We start from the raw sequence: 20,557 nt of genomic DNA, 5'->3' as shown, positions 1-20,557 counted from the left end.
TAATCTACCTATTACTCTGCCACATCAAGCTGTATTTCAATATCTTTCGTAATCTTTTTCAGTGAAGAATATTTGGCGTCGCACACCATAGTTGTCAAAACATAATCGCCTTTATCAATTAAAACAAAATTCTGGCCTTTTGCCGGAACATCGAGATTGTAGTATTTTTTTCCGCTGATTTTCACAATCAGTCTGCAGTTTGATCTGTTCTTAATATTAATGTAAGCTTCCTTATCACTGGGATCATCATTAAAAATATGGGTAAGCATGGCTGCTGTTTTCTTATTTTTATCACTGACTTCAGATTTTTTACCTGTACTTCCTACACTTGCGAAATTTACATTACTGTCAGGTTTTTTATTAATCGTCACCTCTTTGCCTTTATTCAGTTCGTTGTTACTTACAATTTTTTCAATCTTATCTTTACCTAATGGCCTGATTGTCGGTTTTGCTTCCGGAGAATTATCTGCCATAATAATGGTAATGAGTCTTTTCTTAAAAAAATCTGATCTTGCATGACCTGGGTTCTGTTTTAAAAATCCTGCAATAATTCTTGGTTCATTAGAAGTTTCGGCCTCAGCTTCTGTATAAATAATTACTGTTTCTTTCTCGGCAACTGCTTTTGCTTTACCTTTTTTCTTCTTTTGAGAAAAACCGAGACAGAATATGGATAGGAATACAATCAGAAATATCTTTTTCATTGAATAAAAACCTTTAAAAATTTATTAAATAATACTATAACGTGAAAAGTCATTTTTTAGTTTATCATTAAAATCATTATCTTTGCACATCTTTAAAATAAACTATTAAAGCTAATCATAATTTTAAATAAAAAAATAATAAATATTATGTCTTATTCACCAGCTGCTGCAGACGTAGCAAAATTGAGAAACCAAACAGGTGCAGGTATGATGGACTGCAAGAAAGCGTTAGTAGAAGCAGAAGGAGACTTCGAAAAAGCAGTAGATATCCTTAGAAAAAAAGGACAGAAAGTAGCGGCTAACAGAGCAGACAGAGAATCTGCTGAAGGAGCCGTAATCGCAAGAGTAAACGAAGACAATACTTTAGGTACTATTATTTCTTTAAACTGCGAAACTGACTTTGTTGCTAAAAATGAAGCGTTCATCGAATTAGCTTACGAAATTGCTGAAATGGCTGTTTTCGCTGCTACTAAAGAAGAATTATTGGCTACGGATTTCCACGGTGTAACTGTTGCTGAAAAATTAATCGAGCAAACCGGAGTGATCGGTGAGAAAATCGAAATCGGAGCATTCGAAAGAATCGAAGGACCATTCCTTGGAGCTTACATTCACGCTGGTAATAAAATCGCATCAATCACTGCCCTTTCTGCTAAAGTAGACGGAGCTGATGAAGCTGCCAAATCTGTTTCTATGCAGGTTGCTGCTATGAACCCAATTGCTCTTGACGAAACTAAAGTTTCCCAGGAAACAATTGATAAAGAACTGGAAATCGAAAGACACAAACTTACTGAAGAAGGTAAGCCTGCAAACATTATCGAGAACATCCTTAAAGGTAAAATGCAGAGATTCTATAAAGACAATACTTTGGTACACCAGGATTTTATCAAAGACAGCTCTGTTTCTGTTGCTGATTATGTAAAATCTGTAAACGGAGACTTAAAAGTTACAGGATTTATAAGAGTAAGCTTAGCTTAATCAATTTTTCAAAATAATATAAGATCCCGATGATTTCTCATCGGGATATTTTGTTACAAACCAAATTATGAATATTAATTAATTATCAAGTTTATTTTAAATATTCAACGAACCATGGTTTTAAATTACAATTATTAAAATAACAATACGACTATATGATTATTAATATATAAATTTGTCGCCTTTTAATAATCGGCATGAAAAAAATCTTACTGGCTCTTTTTACTTTTTTATCTTTATTGATCAACGCTCAGCTGGATACAGACCATTGGTTTGCCCCAATGTCAGCAAGCGCAGGAACCAGTGGCCTACAAAGCTTTCTCTATCTTTCCACCAATGAATCAAGCCCTTTCCAGGTGCAGATTTTCAATAACAACAATCTCTATAATACAGTTACTATAAGCAAGGGAAATCCTGCACAGGTAAGTATTCCAGCTAATTTTTTACTTGCAACCAACCAGGGAGATCTTTTTACACCGGTTCCTATGGGAATGTTTGTGAAAGGCTCTAAAAAATTCTTCGCCAATTACAGGTTTTCTGTTTCTAACCATGCCGAAATTATAACTTCTAAAGGACTGGCAGGCCTCGGAACAACCTTCTATGCTGCCATGGCTCCCAATACTGCCGCTAATGACTGGATCAATGCTACTATTGGTATAACCGCAACAGAAGACAATACAACAGTGATTGTTTCAGGGTATGATCCTCAGGTTTTATTTTCAGACGGAACATCTTCACCTACAAAAACATTTACCTTAAACAGAGGACAGTCTTACATTATTGATGCAGTAAGCACGCATTCAACGCATAACTGGGAAGGTCTGATAGGTGCGAAAATCACAGCTACAAAACCTGTTTCAGTTACCAATGGTAATTTTAATGCAATTTATACCAATCAAAACTTTACCAATAATGACATTCTTATGGATCAGGCTGTACCTGTTGACAGATTGGGAAAAGATTTTGTTATTGTAAAAGGGAACGGGCCTGCAACTTCCGGTATGGAGACTATATTGGTTATCGCTACAGAAAACAATACTACATTTACGGTCAATGGTGTCGCTTCCGGAGTAAATTTAAATGCCGGGGAATATTATCTGATTCCTGGGAATTCGTATATCAACCAAGGGAATAATAATTTTAACATGGGGGTCTCTTCCAATAAGAATATGTATGTCTATCAATTATTGGCAGGTGTTGCGACGGGAACGATTTATGCAACAGGAGGTTTTAATTATATACCGCCCCTCAGCTGTTTTCTACCTAATAAAGTCGATGAAATAGGCATGATTAACAGGATAGGAAATACAACCTATAATACAAAATTAAACATCATCACTCAAAGTGGAGCAACAGTCACCCTGAACGGAAATTCGATAGCTGCCGCTAACGGACCTTACCAGGTAACCGGAAATCCGAACTGGGTCTCTTATTCTGTTCCTAATATTACCGGAAATGTGACGGTAAGCTCTACAAAGTCTGTTACAGCAGGAATCATTGGAGGAAGCGGAGCAGTAGGCTACGGCGGATATTTTGCAGGATTTTCATCTGTCCCTGTAATTACTAAGACTGGAGACTGCTATGCGGGAATACTTCTGCAGGTTGACAATACTTATGATGGTTATCAATGGTACCTCAACGGAACTATTATTCCAGGAGCAGTTACCTACTCCATCAATCCTGAATTGTATGGGACAGGAAATTACACCTGTTCTGTAACAAAAAATAATTGCGAGACTAAATTAACCCCTGTTTATACATACACTCTCTGTCCGCCTATTTCAACAACTACTTACAATATAGGATCCTGTAATACAAAAATAATTAATCCTGCTTTTACTAATTCTTTTCAAACTATTATTCCTGCCCAAACTGCAATTATAACTTCTCCCGCATCAGGAACAGCCTTAATAAACCCAACAAACGGACAGATTACTTACACACCAAACCCGGGACTGACATCAGACACTACTGACAATTTCATTTATTATATCCAGGGAAGCGGAAATCCTGCAGATTTTGAATATTTTAAAGTCATCATCAATACTGATGTTCTCCAGATTAACAATGCTGCCTTAACAACCTGCACTTCTAATGGAAACACAGGTATCATTGATCTGACAACAGCTATAGTAACACTGGATTCAGGGACAAGCTCTGCTTACTTTTCAAATGCTGCTTTAACAACACAAATCACTACTCCCAGTGCTTATGTTTCAAATAGCGGAATTGTCTATGTTAAAGTAACTTCAGCCTTCGGCTGTTCAAAAACAGCGCAGATTAACCTAACGGTAAATTCCGGTCCGAACATTAATACAGGGGTCTATAACGCAGACATTTGTGATGATGATTACGATGGAATGATTACCATCAATTTTACTGCTGTTACTTCACAAATTGTAAGCAATTCGGCAGGTTTCACCGTAAAATATTATCTAAGCCAAGCTGATGCAACTTCAGGAAACACTAATATTTTACCTGTAAACTGGACATACTCGTCTAATACCACAGTTTACGTACGGGTTGAAAGCATAAACGGATGTCCGCCCGCTTTTGGACAGATTGATTTTAAAATTAAAAGTAAGGTTCCTCTACTCACTACAAATCAGGTTTTAGAAATTTGCGATACAGACAATAATGGTTTTGAAACCGTAAATCTGAATAACTACACAAACGTATTTACAACAGATCCTTTAACAGCTGTGACATTCCACAGTACATTAGCTGATGCACAGGCAGGAATAAATGCTGTTTCATCAACACAGACAATTAATAACGGCGCAACAGGAACTTATTATTTAAGATTTACAAACACAGCTTACTGTTTTAACACCGGAAATTTATCTGTCAAGGTGAATGCAGTACCAAATATCAATACAACTAATTTTAATGCAAATATTTGCGATGATAATTTTGATGGAAGTATAAATATTAATTTTAATAGTGTAACACCTCAGATTACAGTAAATCTTTCCAACTTTACTGTAAAATATTATCTAAATCAAACTGATGCAACCGCCGGAAATACTAATACCTTACCTGTAAACTGGACTTATACATCAAATACAACAGTCTACGTCAGAGCAGAAGGTACCGGCACTTGTCCACCAGCCTTCGGACAGATTAACTTTACGATCGGAAGCAAGATCAGCCTCATCACAAACACAATAAGTACACAAGTCTGTGACAACAACCTTAATGGGGTTGAAACTGTTAACTTAAGTGATTATAAAAATCTGTTCACAACGGATCCGGGAGTTATTTTGACTTTTCACTCTGATTTAGCAAGTGCACAAGCCGGAACAAACCCGATTTCGGCACAGCAGATCATCACCAATTCAGGAATCTTTTACATAAGGTTTACAAGTAATAATGCATGTCCCAATACAGGAAAACTGACAGTTACTTTAAAATCCGGAAAAAAATCAGATATACTGAGAGACCAGATTATATGTACTGATAACAAAGCATTTTTAGATGCGGGAGCCGGTTTTACTTCTTATTTATGGAGCACAGGAGCCACGACCCAATCAATTACTGCAGTTACAGGGAATTATTTTGTTGACCTGACTTTTAACGGTTGTATTTACCGGCAGACAGTCACTGTTACAGCAGTCCAATCACCGATCATTACCAGTATACAGGTATCAGGATCAAATGCCACTGTAAATGTAACAGGCGGAAATGCTCCGTACCGATACTCATTAAATGGAATGGATTATCAGTCTTCAAATACCTTTTCCGGACTTTCGAGAGGAACCTATAAAGTATATGTACTGAGTAAAGACGGATGCATGCCGGTAACCAGAGATTTTATTATCCTAAATCTCGTCAATACCATAACCCCTAATGGAGACGGCCATAATGACACTCTTAATTACTCTGAACTCAGATTAAAAGAAAATGTCAGCATCGAGGTGGTTGACAGATACGGATCATCTGTCTATAGGTCAAAAGGTAAAAATTATGTTTGGGACGGGAAATCCGAAGGCAGATTACTTTCTACAGGAACCTATTGGTATATTTTGAAATGGACAGAACCAGACACTAAATTACCAGTTTCGTATTCGGGGTGGCTATTAATTAGGAATAGAGAATAAATTTCATATTTTCTATAGTATTTGTTAATTATATATTAAATAATATGCTAATTTTGTAGAAATCCTAATTCAATTTTTATGAAAAGATTTCTACTTGGTTTAGTAATGCTTTTTCTTTCGTTCGGATCTCTGTCTGCCCAAAGAGATACTGAACACTGGATTGCGCCCTATTACGCATCAACAGGAGGTTATACCAATACATTATATCTTTCTACTGATTCTACAATTCCGTTTACTGTTACTATATATAATAACAATGTACCTTTAACAGGAGGAACCGTTACGATCAGCAAAGGTAACCCGATAACTTTTAATGTTCCTGCAAACATAATTTCTGCTAATGCATCAGCTGATGCTTTTAATATTATCAATAAAGGATTATACCTTCAGGGAAGCAAGCCTTTTTACTGTACTCTGAGAATGGCACAGTTTTCACATGGTGAAATTATCACCAGTAAAGGTAAAGCCGGCATTGGTAAAGAATTTTATGTCGCTAATACCCCCTCGCCATTTTCAAGTTCTTCCAATAACTTTACAGCAGGGGTTTTAGCAACTGAAAACAATACTACTGTAACAGTTACATGGAATACAGGCGTTACATTTATTGGCGGCGCACCGACAGGTACAACAAATACTTTTGTTTTAAATAAGGGCCAGTCTTTTATTTTTGCGGGAAGCGGATCTCCGGCGGCCAATATGGAAGCCTTTATAGGTGCAAAAATAGTTTCTGATAAACCAATTACTTTAACCAATGGAAACTGTAATGGAAACTTTGGTTCCGGGGGAAGTTCAGGATCCGATGCGATCATGGATCAATCTGTTCCTGTAGAAAGATTAGGAAACACTTTTGCGATGGTAAAAACAAGATCCAGTGGTGCTAATCTTGAGGGCGGTATTGTCATTGCTACAGAAAATAACACACAGGTGTTTGTCAACGGTTCCACGACACCTCTTGCAACTTTAAATGCAGGACAATGGTATAGAATTGAAGAAAGTAATTATCTGCCGCAGGGGACATCAGGTCACGCAAACATGCTGGTTTCAACTTCAAAGAATGTGTACCTTTATCAATTGGTAGCTGTAGGTACAAGCAATGCAACCTGCGGATTCAATTATATTCCGCCGCTCAACTGTTTTTTACCAAGAAAAATAGATGAAATCGGAAAGATCAATGAGATGCCCGGCATCACATCTGCAATTACTTTAAAACTGAATATTTTAACAGAAGCTGGTGCAGTTGTAACGGTAAATAACAATCCTATTGCTGCAACAGACGGCCCATATCCACTTACAGGCAATGCTGCATGGGTAACATACAGCATTACAGGAATTACCGGAAACGTTACCATTGAGTCAAATAAAGCAGTAACAGCAGGAATAAACGGAGGGTACGAAACCGCCGGATATGGAGGCTATTTTGCAGGATTTTCTTCTATCCCGGTTATTGCAAAACAGACAGGAGACTGTGTACCGGGGATTATCCTGGAGGTTGACGACAGTTACGAAAGTTATCAGTGGTATCTTAACGGCGCTATCATTCCAGGAGCTGTATCAAATACGTATACTCCGACAACCGGTGGTAACTATACTGTAAAAGTAACAATGGGAAGCTGTCCTCCTGTAACCACCCCAATTTATAAAGTATTTACCTGCATAAAAAACACTACAAAATCTTTGGATTTCTGTGGAGCAAAAGTAATCACACCAGCATTTACAAGTTCTACTCAGACTCCTGTACCTGGTACTGTAACGATAGTGACAGCTCCGTTACACGGTACAGCTTCTGTGAATGCTGCTACAGGAATAATAACTTACCTTCCTAATCCTTCAAGCCCTGGATCTGATAAGATTGTTTATAAATTCTGTGGAAATGAACCAGAATTTATAGATTGCGAAGAGGTTACTTTAAATCTTAATTTTGTGCCATTAATATTGCCTGATAAGACTATAAAAGCATGTCAGTATTCAGGCAAAGGTTTTTTTGACCTTACTACTGCTGCAGTGATTGACAATTCAGTTGCAAATACAAAAAAATTCTACCCTACTCTGGCTGATCTGACTGCAAATACCAATCTGATAAGCAACCCAACAAATTATTTCTCGGGAGCCGGATCAGTATATGTTCAGGTTATCACAGCAGAAGGCTGCGTTGGAACAGCAAAAATAACCCTGGACTTCTATCCCGTTCCCGTAGTAAATGAAGCAGTGCTGACCGCATGTTTTATTGCGAATAACGAAACTCAGGGACAGTTTAATTTATCCTCTGCTGCAGTTACCAGTGAAACACCAGTCACTAAAAAGTATTATCCAACCTTTACTGATGCAAGCAACGGCACTAATGAGATCATGAACGGAACAATATATATTTCCGCAGAGGGATCTGTATATGCCAGAGTATTTAGTTCAACCGGATGTTATGCCATTGCAAAAATTAATCTTAAAGTGACTCCTCCGAAAAGATCAACGGTATTAGTAGACAAATATATCTGCATAGATAACAGAACAAACTTAGATGCCGGAGCCGGGTATCAGTCTTACCAATGGAGTACAGGCGCAACCACTCAGATTATTGATGGGCTCACTGTAGGTGATTACTGGGTAATTCTGGAAAACAACGGATGTTTTTTAAAACAGTCTGTAAGCATTAAAAAAACTGTTGAACCAGTAATTACCTCAATAGAGATTGCGACTAATACAGCTACAGTAAATGTTGAGGGAGGGAATGCCCCTTATCAATATGCAGTAGATGCTCCGCTAAATTGGCAGAGCTCTAATGTGTTTACAAATCTTTCAAGAGGTCAGCATACATTCTATGTGAAGGACGCTGCGAACTGTGTTCCTGTTTCTGTAGAAGTAACAGTCCCAAACCTGGTCAACGCAATCACTCCGAATGGAGATAATGTAAATGACTTTATAGATTACAGTGAACTGGCTTATAAAGGAAATCTTACATTTGTCATCTATGACAGATATGGCAACAAATTATTTACAGGTGATAAATCAAATAATTATAAGTGGGATGGTAAGGCTTCCGGCAAAGGAATCCTCACAGGAACCTATTGGTACCATATCAACTGGACTGAACCTAACATACAGAAAACTCCAATTAAATATACCGGTTGGATTTTAGTAAAGAACAGAGAATAATTGTAAATAAATAAAAACCACGGTTCTCGATCGTGGTTTTTTCCTCTCTATAAAATAATTCAGACGCACTACAAAATATATTAAACAAAGCAGTATCTAAAAAATATTAATTTATGCTTATGAAACAATTTTTACTTATTTTTCTTTTCATGATTTCGGGCATCACTGTTTCTGCACAGAGAGACACAGAACATTGGATAGCACCATTTTATGCATCAACGGCTTACACACAGGCACTGTATTTATCAACAGATTCTGTCACTCCTTTTACGGTTACTATTTACAGCAATAATACAGCATTAGGAACAGTAACCATCAGTAAGGGGAGCCCCCAGATCTACACTGTACCACCGGGAAACATTTCAGTAAACACTGTATCAGAAGCTTTTACAGTAATAAATAAAGGTTTATACCTCAATGGAACAAAACCATTTTACTGTACCTTGAGAATGGTAAGCAATACGACCCATGCTGAAATCATTACCAGCAAAGGTAAAGCAGGTATCGGTAAAGAATTTTTTGCTGCTAATACACCTTCTCAATACAATATTACAGGCAATAACTTTACTGCCGGAATCTTGGCTACAGAAGACAACACTACGGTAACTGCTACATGGAGTGCAATTTCAACAATAACTTTTATTGGCGCAACCCCTGCGAACAATACCCATACCTTCACCTTAAACAAAGGGCAATCTTTTATTTTTGCCGGCTTGGGCAGTACTGCAACGAATATGGACAAATTTATCGGTGCTAAAATTGTATCCAATAAACCTATTACACTGACTAACGGCAATGTTAACGGCAACTTTGGCCTTGTAAGTAATCTTGGATCAGATGCCGTTTTAGATCAGTCTGTACCTGTTGAAAGACTGGGGAATACATTTGCGATGGTAAGAACGAGATCTACTGCACCCGATGTAGAAGGAGGAATCATAATCGCAACTGAGAATAATACAGATGTCTTTCTGAACGGAGCGACAACTCCTGCGGCAACTTTAGATCAGGGAGAATGGTACCGGATTTCCGGAAGCAATTATATTCTTCAGGGAGGTACTCATGCCAATATGTTTATCAGTACATCAAAGAATGTATATTTATACCAGTTTGTTGCCATTAATAACAGCAGTGCAACCTGTGGATACAATTACATCCCGCCGTTAAGCTGTTTTTTACCCAGAAAAATTGATGAAATCGGTAAAATTAATGAAATGCCACTTGGTACAGGAGGTGCAAGCACCGTTGCATCAGGAACTATTGTCAAATTAAATATATTAACAGAAGCAGGTGCTGCAGTGACTGTAAATGGAGCTGCTCTAACCGCTGCACAGGGGCCTTATCCGCTCACCGGAAATGCCAATTGGGTAACGTATGCTGTAGAAAGTGTTTCAGGTAACCTAACCATTGCCTCAGATAAAGCTGTTACTGCAGGCATCAACGGCGGATACAGCACATCCGGATATGGTGGATATTTTGCAGGTTTTTCTTCTATTCCCCTTATAGCAAAACAAACCGGAGATTGTATTCCAGGATTGATATTGGAAGTCGATGACAGCTATGATACCTATCAGTGGTTCAGAAATGATGTAGCTATTCCGGGTGCTAACAGCAATTCCTACACCCCAACCCAATCAGGAAATTACACAGTAAAGATTACTGTGGGATCATGTATTCCTGCAACAACTCCTGTCTATAAAGTGTTTACATGCCTTCAGGAAACTACCGCCGCAAAAACGGTTTGTGAAGGTTACTTAGCTATTGCTCCAGCTTTCACATCATCTACACAAACATTCTTACCCGGCACTGTCCAGATCATCACACCTCCGGCAAACGGTACAGCGATCGTAAATCCCACTACAGGTGTAATCGGATATACACCTGCCTTTGGTTTTTCAGGCACAGATACCATTACGTATAAATTTTGCGGAAATGCACCTGAATTTGTCGACTGTGAACAGATCACATTGACTCTGACCATATCTGAAAGCCCTACCGTAATTGATGCGACCCTGAGATCATGCTTTCTGGAAGAAAATGTAGCAACGGCTCTATTTAATTTAAATAATGCCAACGTAAATAATCAGACCGGAACAACAAAAAAATATTATCCTTCACTAACGGATGCCAACAATCAAACCAATGAGATTATGAATCCTGGCAGCTACATTGCGCCTAACGGAGTGGTTTACGTCAGGGTGAGTAATGCTAACGGATGCTACAAAGTCGCTGTCATTACGCTGATTGTCCTTCCTCCTGTAAAATCTGCCCTTCTGATTGATAAAGAAATATGTATCGAAAATAAAACCACTCTTGATGCAGGTCCAGGATTTGATGGATATCAATGGAGTACCGGGGCGACGACTCAGATTATTAATGATGTAACAGTCGGTACCTATTGGGTCATTCTAAAAACAGGAGATTGTTTTACAAAACAGACTGTAAAAGTTTACCCTACACAGCAGCCTGTAATTTCAAATATTGAAGTCACGAACAGTACGATTAATGTATCTGTAGTGGGAGGTACAGCACCTTACAAATATTCTGTTGACAATATTAACTGGCAGGATTCCAATGTATTCACAGATGTTAAAAGAGGTGATATAAAGGTATATGTTAAAGACAGCTATGACTGTGCTCCGTTAGAGGTGACTGTTACCATTCCAAATATTATTAATGTTATTACCCCAAATGGTGACGGAATAAATGATATCCTGGATTATTCTGCACTGGCAAAAAAATCTAACCTCATATTGGGGATTTTTGATCGATATGGCACTAAAATCTTCGAAGGAAATAAAGATACCGGATTCAAATGGGACGGCACCATCAATAAGACAAAAAAAATATCAACCGGAAATTACTGGTTCAGTATCAGCTGGAACGAAAATAAAAATCAAACGCCGGTCAAATTCTCAGGATGGGTAATGGTTAAAAACAGGGAATAGCATCCTTTTAATTATATGATTAAAACCACGATTCTTTAGATCGTGGTTTTTTTATTTATTTTTAAATGATTCAAGATATTTTATTATTAAATTTGTGATAAAATCGAATACAGAATGAAGAAACTTCTATCTTTTTTTCTTATTTTTTGCATATTCTCTATTTCTTTTGCCCAATTGGATAGAGAACATTGGTTTGCACCGATGGTAGACAGAACCGGAAATCCCAATCCATATCAAAAAATTTATTTATCAACTAACCGCACCACTCCTTTTGTAGTAAATATTTATAATAATAACAATATTATTGGATCGGTCACCATCAGCAAAAATAATCCTCAGAAATTTGACGTATTAAGAGATTATATCATCACCACCTCTCAGACAGACTTATTTATACCTACTTCAAAAGGCCTTTATCTAAAGGCAGATTTTCCTTTTTATGCCAATTTAAGATTTTCAGTCTATAACCACGCAGAGATTATAACTTCTAAAGGAATCCCTTCCACCGGAAAAAACTTTCATGCAGCGAATGCCCCTATCACGGTAAGTAATTCTATCTTGAATTTCATGACCAGTATTCTTGCAACCGAAAACAACACAACAGTTACCGTATCAGGATATAAACCTGCCGTGCAGTTTTCTAATGGAACAACAGGTTTAACAAATCCGACAATGACTTTTATCCTCAACAAAGGTCAGTCGTATATCATTGACGGCATAGGAAATATTGCAGGGAATTTTGACGGATTTATCGGTGCCAAGATCACTGCTGACAAACCGGTGAATATTACCAATGGAAATTTTAATGGTCAGTATTCCGGAAATGTCCCTATGAGTTCAGATATTTTAATGGATCAGTCAGTTCCTGTAGAACAGCTCGGAACTCAGTTTGCTCTGGTAAAAGGTAACGGAAGCATCGGCAACAACATGGAGGGAGCGTTAGTAATTGCAACCCAAGACAATACTCAAGTTTTTCTGAATAATGAAGGCTTACCAATCACTACACTCAACACCGGTCAATACTATATCGTTCCTGATACGAAATATCAGCTTCAGGGAACTAATCATTATAACCTGTATGTCAGAACCACAAAAAACGCATATGTTTATCAGCTCCTTGCAGGAGATTCTGTCAGTGGTACTGAAGCGGCAACCGGTGGTTTTAATTTTATCCCGGCATTGAGCTGTTATCTTCCAAAACAAATTAATGAAATTGGTTTGATTAATGAAAACTTTGTTCATTCAAATGCCAATCCTTCAGGGATTCTAAATATCCCTACAAAATTAAACCTTGTTACTGAACGCGGTGCAGTTGTAACAGTGAACGGCGCACCACCCCCTCCTGGTACAGGACCTTTTGACATGACAGGTCTTACTCCATGGGTAACATATGGTATTCCCAATACTGTTGGAACAATTACAGTGATCTCAACAAAAGCAATTACTGCGGGAATTACCGCAGGAAGTGATGCTGTGGGATACGGTGGCTTCTTTGCGGGCTTCTCTACGCAGCCAGTCATCTTGAAATCAGGCGGAGACTGTGTACCCGGGATCGTTTTAACAGTTGATCCGATAATCTACGAAACCTATCAATGGTACAGAAACGGCTTTATTATTCCAGGTGCTGTTGGAACATCTTTTACGCCAATTCAGTCCGGGAATTACACATGCTCTGTAACCATGGGAAGTTGTGCACCCTTAGTAACGGCAGTCTATAAAGTTTTAAACTGCCTAAAGCAAACAACAGCAAGTTTTAACATTTGTGAAAACAAAATCATCACCCCCGCATTTTCGTCATCTTCACAAACACCTGTAGTTTCTACGATCGCTGTCACCACTCCTCCAACTCTTGGAACGGCAGTTATTAATACGACTTCCGGAATTATTACTTATACAGCCAATAATCCCACTGTTGCAGCAACAGATACATTTACTTACACATTCTGCGGTAATGACCCCGAATTTCCGGATTGTGAATCAGTAACGGTAACCATTAATATCCAACCTGTTACTGTAATGAATACATCATTAACTTCATGCAGTGTCAATGGCATAGGCACCTTCAACCTCACAACTGCAAATGTAACCAGTAATTCGCCTGTTACTAAAAACTATTATACCAGTCTGCTGGCAGCACAGACTGAAAATGCAGCCGGAGAAATCCTTACTCCACTCACCTACCCCGCTCCTTCAGGGACGATTGTTTACGTTTTGGTAAAGAATCCAACAGGCTGTAAAAATATTGCTCAGATAACACTGAATTTATTTCCTGTAGCCATAGTTACTCCGGGAAATTTCTCAAATCCGTGTGACGAAAATCTTGATGGTACCGTCAATGTCATTCTGTCTGATATTACCCCTTTAATACTTAATAACCCTGCCTACTTTACGAATGTAAAATACTATGCTTTACTGGCAGATGCCAATCTGGGAAATGCGAATACCCTTCCCAATAACTGGAGCTATACCGTTAATACTACAATCTATATAAGAGTAGATTCTCCTGATGGATGTGCGGCCGTTATTCAACCTGTTAATTTTACAGTTGGAACAAGGCTTCCATTGTTAACAACATCTTTGATTATTAATTTCTGTGATGATGATTTGGATGGATCCAAACCGGTAAACCTCTCACAATTTATTCCTCAGTTTACAACCGATTCTTCCGTCTCAGTGAGCTACCACGCAACGCTGTCTGATGCTCAAAATGATACTGCTCCTATTAGCGGCGCAGTAACACTAACCGGAACACAGACCTATTTTATAAGATTTGAAAAAAGCGGATCCTGTCCGAACGTTGCTTCAATAAGAATTACTTTAAAAATTCCTAAAAAATCAGATATTTTATCAGACAAATTAATTTGTCCGAAAACGAAAACAACTTTAGATGCCGGACCCGGTTTTTCAGATTACCTTTGGAGTACCGGAGCTACAACACCGTCAATTTCAAACGTCGGAGCCGGCAATTACTGGGTAGACCTGACTTTTGACGGTTGTGTTTACAGGCAATTCGTAAATGTATCCGAATCTGTATTGCCTGTAATCACTTCCATTGATATTAACGGAACAACAGTTACGATAGGGGTAAGCGGTGGCGTTCCGCCATATGAATACTCTCTTGACAATATTACCTGGCAAAATTCCAACATTTTTTATAATGTGACTCAGGGTAATCATAAAATTTATATCAGAGATTCCCAGAGATGTGACTTTGTTGAAAAAAGCTTTGTTATTATAAATCTGATCAATACCATTACACCAAATGGAGATGGAAGGAATGATGAAATCAATTATTCTGCTCTAATGAATAAAGATAATCTTGAATTCAGAATCTTCGACCGATATGGTGCTGAGCTCTTTCGCGGTTCGCCTGCCAATAAATTCACCTGGGATGGTAATATGAAAGGAAGGCCAGTCCCAACAGCAACCTACTGGTATTTTATCAGCTGGACAGAATTTGGAAATGTAACTACGGTAAAATATACAAGCTGGCTGTTAGTGAAACACAGAAACAACAGTCTGTGGGATAAATAATTCTGATCTGCTGAATTCCACAACCTATTTATAACATTCATTAACAGTTTATATAAAAGTTTAATATAATTTTAACCTGTTTTCAGATATTCAAATTCAGAAAATGATGCATTTCTTGTGTAATTTTGCAAATTATATGAAGAAAGCGATTATCCTTTTGTTGTTAATTTTTATTATTAAAATTAATGCACAGATTTTTACAGGGCAGGTATTTTTAAGAGACAATTCCGTATTGTATCTCAATCAGGTGTATGTTACGAATCTGACAACATACAAAACTGTTCTCACCAATTACAACGGAGACTATACGATCCAGGCAAGTCCCGGAGATGTGATTCGTTTTACTTCAATTATTACCGAAAGAAAAGATGTAAAATTATCTGAAAAAAGTTTCGATGTTCGAAACCTTATTGAATTAAAAGTTGCTTATCATGATATTCAGGAGGTAGTCATTAACAGGTTCAGGCCAACGGGTAACCTGAGGTATGATGTCAATTCATTGAGAAAAGAAGATAAAGCCTATGCACTGAAAAAAGTGATCGGACTGCCGGAACCGAAGGGCGACGGAACTCCACCAGAACTTCCTGTTGCAGGTTTCAGAGATGGCGGACTTACTTTCAGTTTAGAGAGTATCTTTGATATTCTTTCAGGCGAAAGAAAGAAAAAGCAACGCTACGTTGCGTACGAGCGAATGAATAAATCGGTTACTGATATCAAAAACTATTTGGGAAAAGATTATTTCACAAGATTCAAAATTCCTGAAAATCTTATTGATAATTTCCTTCAGTTTGTTTACACCTCAGAGAATATTGAAGTATATGTTCAAAGCGGAAATATTGAAGCTGTAAAAATACCAATCGAAAAGTACCTTCCTATCTATCAGAGAAGATTGAGAAATTCCCACTTGCAGGATGTTTTAAAGTAAATCATCACTCATATACATCTGCTTCTTTTAATTAATTTATTTAAAATATTTGATTATCATAAAGGAAACAACTACTTTTGAGATTGAATCTCAATCTATTGGCTTTTTTAAACAGTCTTTTTAAATGTAAACCATCTCATTTTTATATTAAATGAAAAAGTTACTTCTGTTATTAAATATCTTATTTTTCATATCTTTTTCAGCTCAGCAAAAGGGGAAAGATTACAGTAATATTCTTAAAAGTAAAAGCATCTACGAGATTAATGCTTTCCTGAGAGATGCCCATCCTGATGATCCCCGGAGATCTGTCCTTAAACCCAAGGTAATGGCACTCATGACTGATTATATAAAAAATGCGCCGCCGGGAGACACCAAAGTAAGACAGATGCAGGATTGGCTTGCATTGCTTAAAAGAAAATCATCAACGAAGATTACCTTTGAGGAGATGAATGCAATCATCAGAAAGAAACAGATTGCAAGATATCAGAAGGAATTGCAGGTTGGTCAGTCCGCAGTAGTCTATACACCCAGTTCACCTCAAAACGTTTATGTAGCCTCTTCTACCGTTAAATCTACAGTAGCTATTGCTGATACCGAAGCATCCGAATTTAATATGCTGATGGCCGACAATCCTGTTGAACATAAAAATAAAACCGTAAAAATCCTGAATTCGCTTTTTGACAATGATCCCAATGCAAAAGAATGCATCGTAATGATTGAAAACAAATCAGACTGCAATATTATTGTAAGAATTGAAGGAATAGGAAACATCAAATACAGACTTCCTGTTCCTGCACACGGAGACAATTCCATGGTAGTACAGAAAGGGGATTATTTACTCACCAGTATTGTCTGTGGTGCACAGTATGCTTCTCAGAAAACAATTCAAAAGCCTTTGATGGTAGCCTTGGGCAGCGCTTCAAAATAATATTTATATGCCAGGAACATGAGTTCCGCCTGAGTTTCACTGTAAAACGTAAAGGATTATACCGTAATTTTTGCTAATTTTGTAAGATTTCATTCATACATCGTACATGGGCAAGAACAAATTAGCAAGATTCGCAGAGAACAAAATTTTACCAAACGTCATCCAGCCAACAAGAGAGGAAGCAATCAACAGCTTTGAACTGAAAGGAAACTGGAGAAAAGATTTCTTTAAAAACGAGCAGCCCATTGTTCTGGAATTAGGCTGTGGCAAAGGCGAATATACGGTAGGTCTTGCCAAGACATTCACAGAGAAAAACTTTATCGGAATAGATATCAAAGGAGCACGATTTTGGTTCGGGGCTAAAGAAGCTGTAGAAAACGACATGAAAAATGTTGCTTTTATCCGTTCTCAGATTGAGCTTGTCGATCATTTTTTTGCAGAAAATGAAGTAGATGAAATCTGGATTACTTTTCCTGATCCACAGATAAAACACAGACGTACCAAACACAGACTTACCCATCCCGATTTTCTTGAGCGGTACAAAAAATTCCTAAAACCCGGTGGGATCATTCACCTTAAAACAGATTCAGAGTTCCTTCATGGCTATACCTTAGGATATCTGCAGGGAGCAGGTTACGAAATTATCAGTGCGCATCATGACATTTACGGTGCAGCTGAATATGATCCGGAAACTCCTCACTTACGTGACATTAAAACTTACTATGAATCCCTTTTCTCGGCAAAAGGAAAAACAATTACTTATATAAAATTTAAAATTAACTAATTAAAAGAAATAATCTGATGAAAAAAAATTCCCTCATCATTTTATTCTTCTCTCTTACCTTGTCATGCTCTACTCAAATGAGCCATGGCGATATTTTAAAAAACACAAACATTACAGAGATTGAAGAATATTTGAAAAACGCACACCCCGAAGACCCGAAACGAGGCATTTTAAAGTCTAAACTGATTGCCCTAAAAAATAAAGAATGGACAAAAGGTGCGGCCAATGCAAAACCTATGGAGATACGGACTGTCATTTCAGAAATACCTGAAAATTTCAGAAATAGATCTTCCTCTGGAGATTCTGAAGAATTTAAAAAACTGATGTCACAATCTTCCGGAGAACACAAGGAAAAGACTTTAATGCTGCTCAATACTATGTTTAATGAAAATGTAAAAAGTAATGAATCCATACTTTTGTTCAGGAATAATTCTGACTGCAATCTGGTATTGAAAATCAGTGGAAAAAAGTTTTATAATCTTGCAGTACCTGCAAAAAATGAAAATTTCATCGTTTTGGAAAAGGATAAATATTCTATCTCTGGGAATGTATGCGATGTAACTTACAGTTCTCAGAAACAAATCAGTAAAAACATTCAGATTGTGATTAATAATCCCGAATACTGATTAGTTAGGGATATATAAATAGGTTTATTAAAAAAAAAATTGAAATGAGAAAAGCATGCATGGGGATTGTCGTTATTCTGCTTTTAAACAGCTGTGAAGCAACCTATAAAAGACATACTCCTCAAAATAACTCTTCAGAACCGGAGTCGGAGTATAGAGAATTGTCTAAAACCTATAAATCTGAAACCGCAGAAGTACTAACCTATCTGCTCAACGAAATTTCGCAGGAAGATCCGAAAACAGCTCTGACTGTCGAGAATATCTCCCGTTGCAATATGGTTTTAACGGTCAGTTCAAATAATTATTTTAAGAAGATTCCGATTGCGGCCGGAAAAACAGGGGCAGTCATGATTCCTAAAAATCAGACCTATCGATTGTCGGGAATGATTTGTCAATCCACTTACCAAACATCAAAATTTATCACAAGTCCTTATTCTGTCAAAATTTCAGATTAAAACTTAATAAATGCAGACAAAAAAATCCGCTAAACAAAATTTAGCGGATTATTATTTTTAAAGATGATCTTTAATTATTCAGCAGCAGCATCGAAATCTGCATCTTTATCAGCAGATACAACTTCTCCTTCTTCTTTAGATTTCTCTTTATCAGCTTTTCTCTGAGACTGACCTTCTTTGATAGAATCTGAAACTACGTTTAAGATCATATCGATAGATTTAGAAGCATCATCGTTTCCTGGGATTACGAAGTCAACTTTTCTTGGGTCAGAGTTTGTATCAACAATACCGAATACCGGAATACCTAATTTCTTAGCTTCAGTTACAGCAATATGTTCTCTCATAATATCTACAACGAAGATTGCAGAAGGAAGACGTACCATGTCAGAGATAGACCCTAAGTTTTTCTCTAAGTTAGCTCTCTGTCTGTCAACCTGTAATCTTTCTTTTTTAGATAAAGTTTCGAACGTACCGTCTTTTTTCATTTTGTCGATAGAGTTCATTTTCTTTACAGCTTTTCTGATTGTAACGAAATTCGTTAACATACCTCCCGGCCATCTTTCTGTAATATAAGGCATATTAAGTTCAGCAGCGTGCTTTGCAACCACTTCTTTCGCTTGCTTTTTAGTAGCTACGAAAAGAACTTTTTTACCTGCAGAAGTTAATTTTTCCAAAGCGCTGCACGCTTCATCCAATTTAACAGCTGTTTTATGTAAGTCTACAATGTGAATACCATTTTTCTCCATAAAAATGTATGGAGCCATATTTGGATTCCACTTTCTAGTCATGTGACCGAAGTGTACACCAGCCTCTAGAAGGTCTTTTACATTTGCTTTTGCCATGTTTTCTGTTTTTGTTAGTTTACTTTCCGTTTCTTAAACAATCAACAACTTCTTTAGATGGGAGAAGTGTTTGGATGCTAAACGTAACGGGCAAAGTTGCTGTTCGCTGATTGCTTTTGGCAACTGGCTTCCCAGCTTGGGTTAAAAAATAATTTTTTAAAAATTTTTCTAAAGCTATCTGCCATAAGCCAATAGCTATACGCTTTTTTAACGTTTTGAGAACTGGAATCTCTTTCTTGCTTTTTTCTGACCTGGTTTCTTTCTTTCAACCATTCTTGCATCTCTTGTAAGTAAACCTGCAGGCTTCAATGCTAATCTGAACTCAGCATTAATTTCGCAAAGTGCTCTAGAAATACCTAATCTGATTGCTTCTGCCTGACCTGTATTACCACCACCGAAAACATTTACGGTAACATCATACTGACCAACAGTCTCAGAAAGGATAAACGGCTGATTTAATTTATAAACCATTACGTCTGTAGAGAAATATTCCTTAGCATCTTTACGGTTTACAGTAATGATTCCAGAACCTGGTCTTACATAAACTCTTGCTACAGAAGTCTTTCTTCTTCCAATTTTGTGAACTATAGACATA

General features: G+C 37.4%; 13 protein-coding genes. 10 read left to right on the top strand and 3 right to left on the bottom strand.

All coding sequences use genetic code 11. From position 1 onward, the window contains the following. Nucleotides 1–11 precede the first annotated feature (11 nt). Nucleotides 12–701: a DUF6759 domain-containing protein gene (locus AC2A07_RS08285; RefSeq protein ID WP_484050010.1), complete on the bottom strand. Its 690-nt coding sequence runs from the start codon at nucleotides 699–701 to the stop codon at nucleotides 12–14. Between the two features lie 147 nt (nucleotides 702–848). On the opposite strand from AC2A07_RS08285, the gene tsf reads away from it, so the two are divergent. The 10 genes from tsf (at nucleotide 849) to AC2A07_RS08235 (ending at nucleotide 19,120) form a co-directional block, all read left to right on the top strand. Next, a complete protein-coding gene (gene tsf / locus AC2A07_RS08280; protein WP_484050009.1) occupies nucleotides 849–1,676 on the top strand; it encodes a translation elongation factor Ts in 828 nt (275 codons plus the stop codon). Nucleotides 1,677–1,873: 197 nt separating this feature from the next. Further along, nucleotides 1,874–5,776 carry a T9SS type B sorting domain-containing protein gene (locus AC2A07_RS08275; RefSeq protein WP_484050008.1) on the top strand — a complete coding sequence of 1,301 codons (3,903 nt, stop codon included), beginning with the start codon at nucleotides 1,874–1,876 and terminating at the stop codon, nucleotides 5,774–5,776. A gap of 78 nt (nucleotides 5,777–5,854) precedes the next feature. Continuing rightward, on the top strand, nucleotides 5,855–8,923 hold the full coding sequence (locus tag AC2A07_RS08270) for a T9SS type B sorting domain-containing protein (RefSeq protein WP_484050007.1): 3,069 nt from the start codon (nucleotides 5,855–5,857) through the stop codon (nucleotides 8,921–8,923). 119 nt (nucleotides 8,924–9,042) lie between these two features. Then, complete coding sequence (locus AC2A07_RS08265; RefSeq protein ID WP_484050006.1) at nucleotides 9,043–11,868, top strand: T9SS type B sorting domain-containing protein; 2,826 nt, start codon at nucleotides 9,043–9,045, stop codon at nucleotides 11,866–11,868. A 114-nt stretch (nucleotides 11,869–11,982) separates the two neighbouring features. Beyond that, nucleotides 11,983–15,402 (top strand): T9SS type B sorting domain-containing protein, encoded by a 3,420-nt coding sequence (locus AC2A07_RS08260; RefSeq protein WP_484050005.1) that lies wholly within the window; start codon nucleotides 11,983–11,985, stop codon nucleotides 15,400–15,402. Nucleotides 15,403–15,538: 136 nt separating this feature from the next. Further along, nucleotides 15,539–16,327, top strand: a complete 789-nt coding sequence (locus tag AC2A07_RS08255; protein ID WP_314495294.1) for a hypothetical protein — start codon at nucleotides 15,539–15,541, stop codon at nucleotides 16,325–16,327. 151 nt (nucleotides 16,328–16,478) lie between these two features. Continuing rightward, a complete protein-coding gene (locus AC2A07_RS08250; protein WP_314495292.1) occupies nucleotides 16,479–17,255 on the top strand; it encodes a DUF6759 domain-containing protein in 777 nt (258 codons plus the stop codon). A gap of 106 nt (nucleotides 17,256–17,361) precedes the next feature. Continuing rightward, a complete protein-coding gene (trmB, locus tag AC2A07_RS08245; RefSeq protein WP_314495290.1) occupies nucleotides 17,362–18,039 on the top strand; it encodes a tRNA (guanosine(46)-N7)-methyltransferase TrmB in 678 nt (225 codons plus the stop codon). 17 nt (nucleotides 18,040–18,056) lie between these two features. Continuing rightward, nucleotides 18,057–18,665 carry a DUF6759 domain-containing protein gene (locus AC2A07_RS08240; protein WP_484050004.1) on the top strand — a complete coding sequence of 203 codons (609 nt, stop codon included), beginning with the start codon at nucleotides 18,057–18,059 and terminating at the stop codon, nucleotides 18,663–18,665. Nucleotides 18,666–18,709: 44 nt separating this feature from the next. Further along, nucleotides 18,710–19,120, top strand: a complete 411-nt coding sequence (locus AC2A07_RS08235; RefSeq protein WP_484050003.1) for a DUF6759 domain-containing protein — start codon at nucleotides 18,710–18,712, stop codon at nucleotides 19,118–19,120. 74 nt (nucleotides 19,121–19,194) lie between these two features. On the opposite strand, the gene rpsB is transcribed toward AC2A07_RS08235, so the two are convergent. Next, nucleotides 19,195–19,962, bottom strand: coding sequence for a 30S ribosomal protein S2 (rpsB, locus tag AC2A07_RS08230; RefSeq protein ID WP_047445142.1), 768 nt, complete (start codon nucleotides 19,960–19,962; stop codon nucleotides 19,195–19,197). A 207-nt stretch (nucleotides 19,963–20,169) separates the two neighbouring features. Continuing rightward, on the bottom strand, nucleotides 20,170–20,556 hold the full coding sequence (rpsI, locus tag AC2A07_RS08225) for a 30S ribosomal protein S9 (protein ID WP_314495279.1): 387 nt from the start codon (nucleotides 20,554–20,556) through the stop codon (nucleotides 20,170–20,172). Nucleotide 20,557 lies beyond the last annotated feature (1 nt).

It is taken from the genome of Chryseobacterium sp. HNCC26DJ238 (genome assembly GCF_057180465.1).
The sequence above is the reverse complement of the archived record's forward strand: the minus strand, read 5'-3'. Positions and strand labels throughout refer to the sequence as shown.

What these genes read in the sequence shown, in the direction of transcription:
- tsf (WP_484050009.1), top strand. Translation starts at nt 849, where the DNA reads ATGTCTTATTCACCAGCTGCTGCAGACGTAGCAAAATTGAGAAACCAA.
- AC2A07_RS08270 (WP_484050007.1), top strand. Translation starts at nt 5,855, where the DNA reads ATGAAAAGATTTCTACTTGGTTTAGTAATGCTTTTTCTTTCGTTCGGA.
- trmB (WP_314495290.1), top strand. Translation starts at nt 17,362, where the DNA reads ATGGGCAAGAACAAATTAGCAAGATTCGCAGAGAACAAAATTTTACCA.
- AC2A07_RS08275 (WP_484050008.1), top strand. Translation starts at nt 1,874, where the DNA reads ATGAAAAAAATCTTACTGGCTCTTTTTACTTTTTTATCTTTATTGATC.
- AC2A07_RS08260 (WP_484050005.1), top strand. Translation starts at nt 11,983, where the DNA reads ATGAAGAAACTTCTATCTTTTTTTCTTATTTTTTGCATATTCTCTATT.
- AC2A07_RS08285 (WP_484050010.1), bottom strand. Translation starts at nt 701, where the DNA reads ATGAAAAAGATATTTCTGATTGTATTCCTATCCATATTCTGTCTCGGT.
- AC2A07_RS08255 (WP_314495294.1), top strand. Translation starts at nt 15,539, where the DNA reads ATGAAGAAAGCGATTATCCTTTTGTTGTTAATTTTTATTATTAAAATT.
- AC2A07_RS08240 (WP_484050004.1), top strand. Translation starts at nt 18,057, where the DNA reads ATGAAAAAAAATTCCCTCATCATTTTATTCTTCTCTCTTACCTTGTCA.
- AC2A07_RS08265 (WP_484050006.1), top strand. Translation starts at nt 9,043, where the DNA reads ATGAAACAATTTTTACTTATTTTTCTTTTCATGATTTCGGGCATCACT.
- AC2A07_RS08235 (WP_484050003.1), top strand. Translation starts at nt 18,710, where the DNA reads ATGAGAAAAGCATGCATGGGGATTGTCGTTATTCTGCTTTTAAACAGC.
- rpsB (WP_047445142.1), bottom strand. Translation starts at nt 19,962, where the DNA reads ATGGCAAAAGCAAATGTAAAAGACCTTCTAGAGGCTGGTGTACACTTC.
- rpsI (WP_314495279.1), bottom strand. Translation starts at nt 20,556, where the DNA reads ATGTCTATAGTTCACAAAATTGGAAGAAGAAAGACTTCTGTAGCAAGA.
- AC2A07_RS08250 (WP_314495292.1), top strand. Translation starts at nt 16,479, where the DNA reads ATGAAAAAGTTACTTCTGTTATTAAATATCTTATTTTTCATATCTTTT.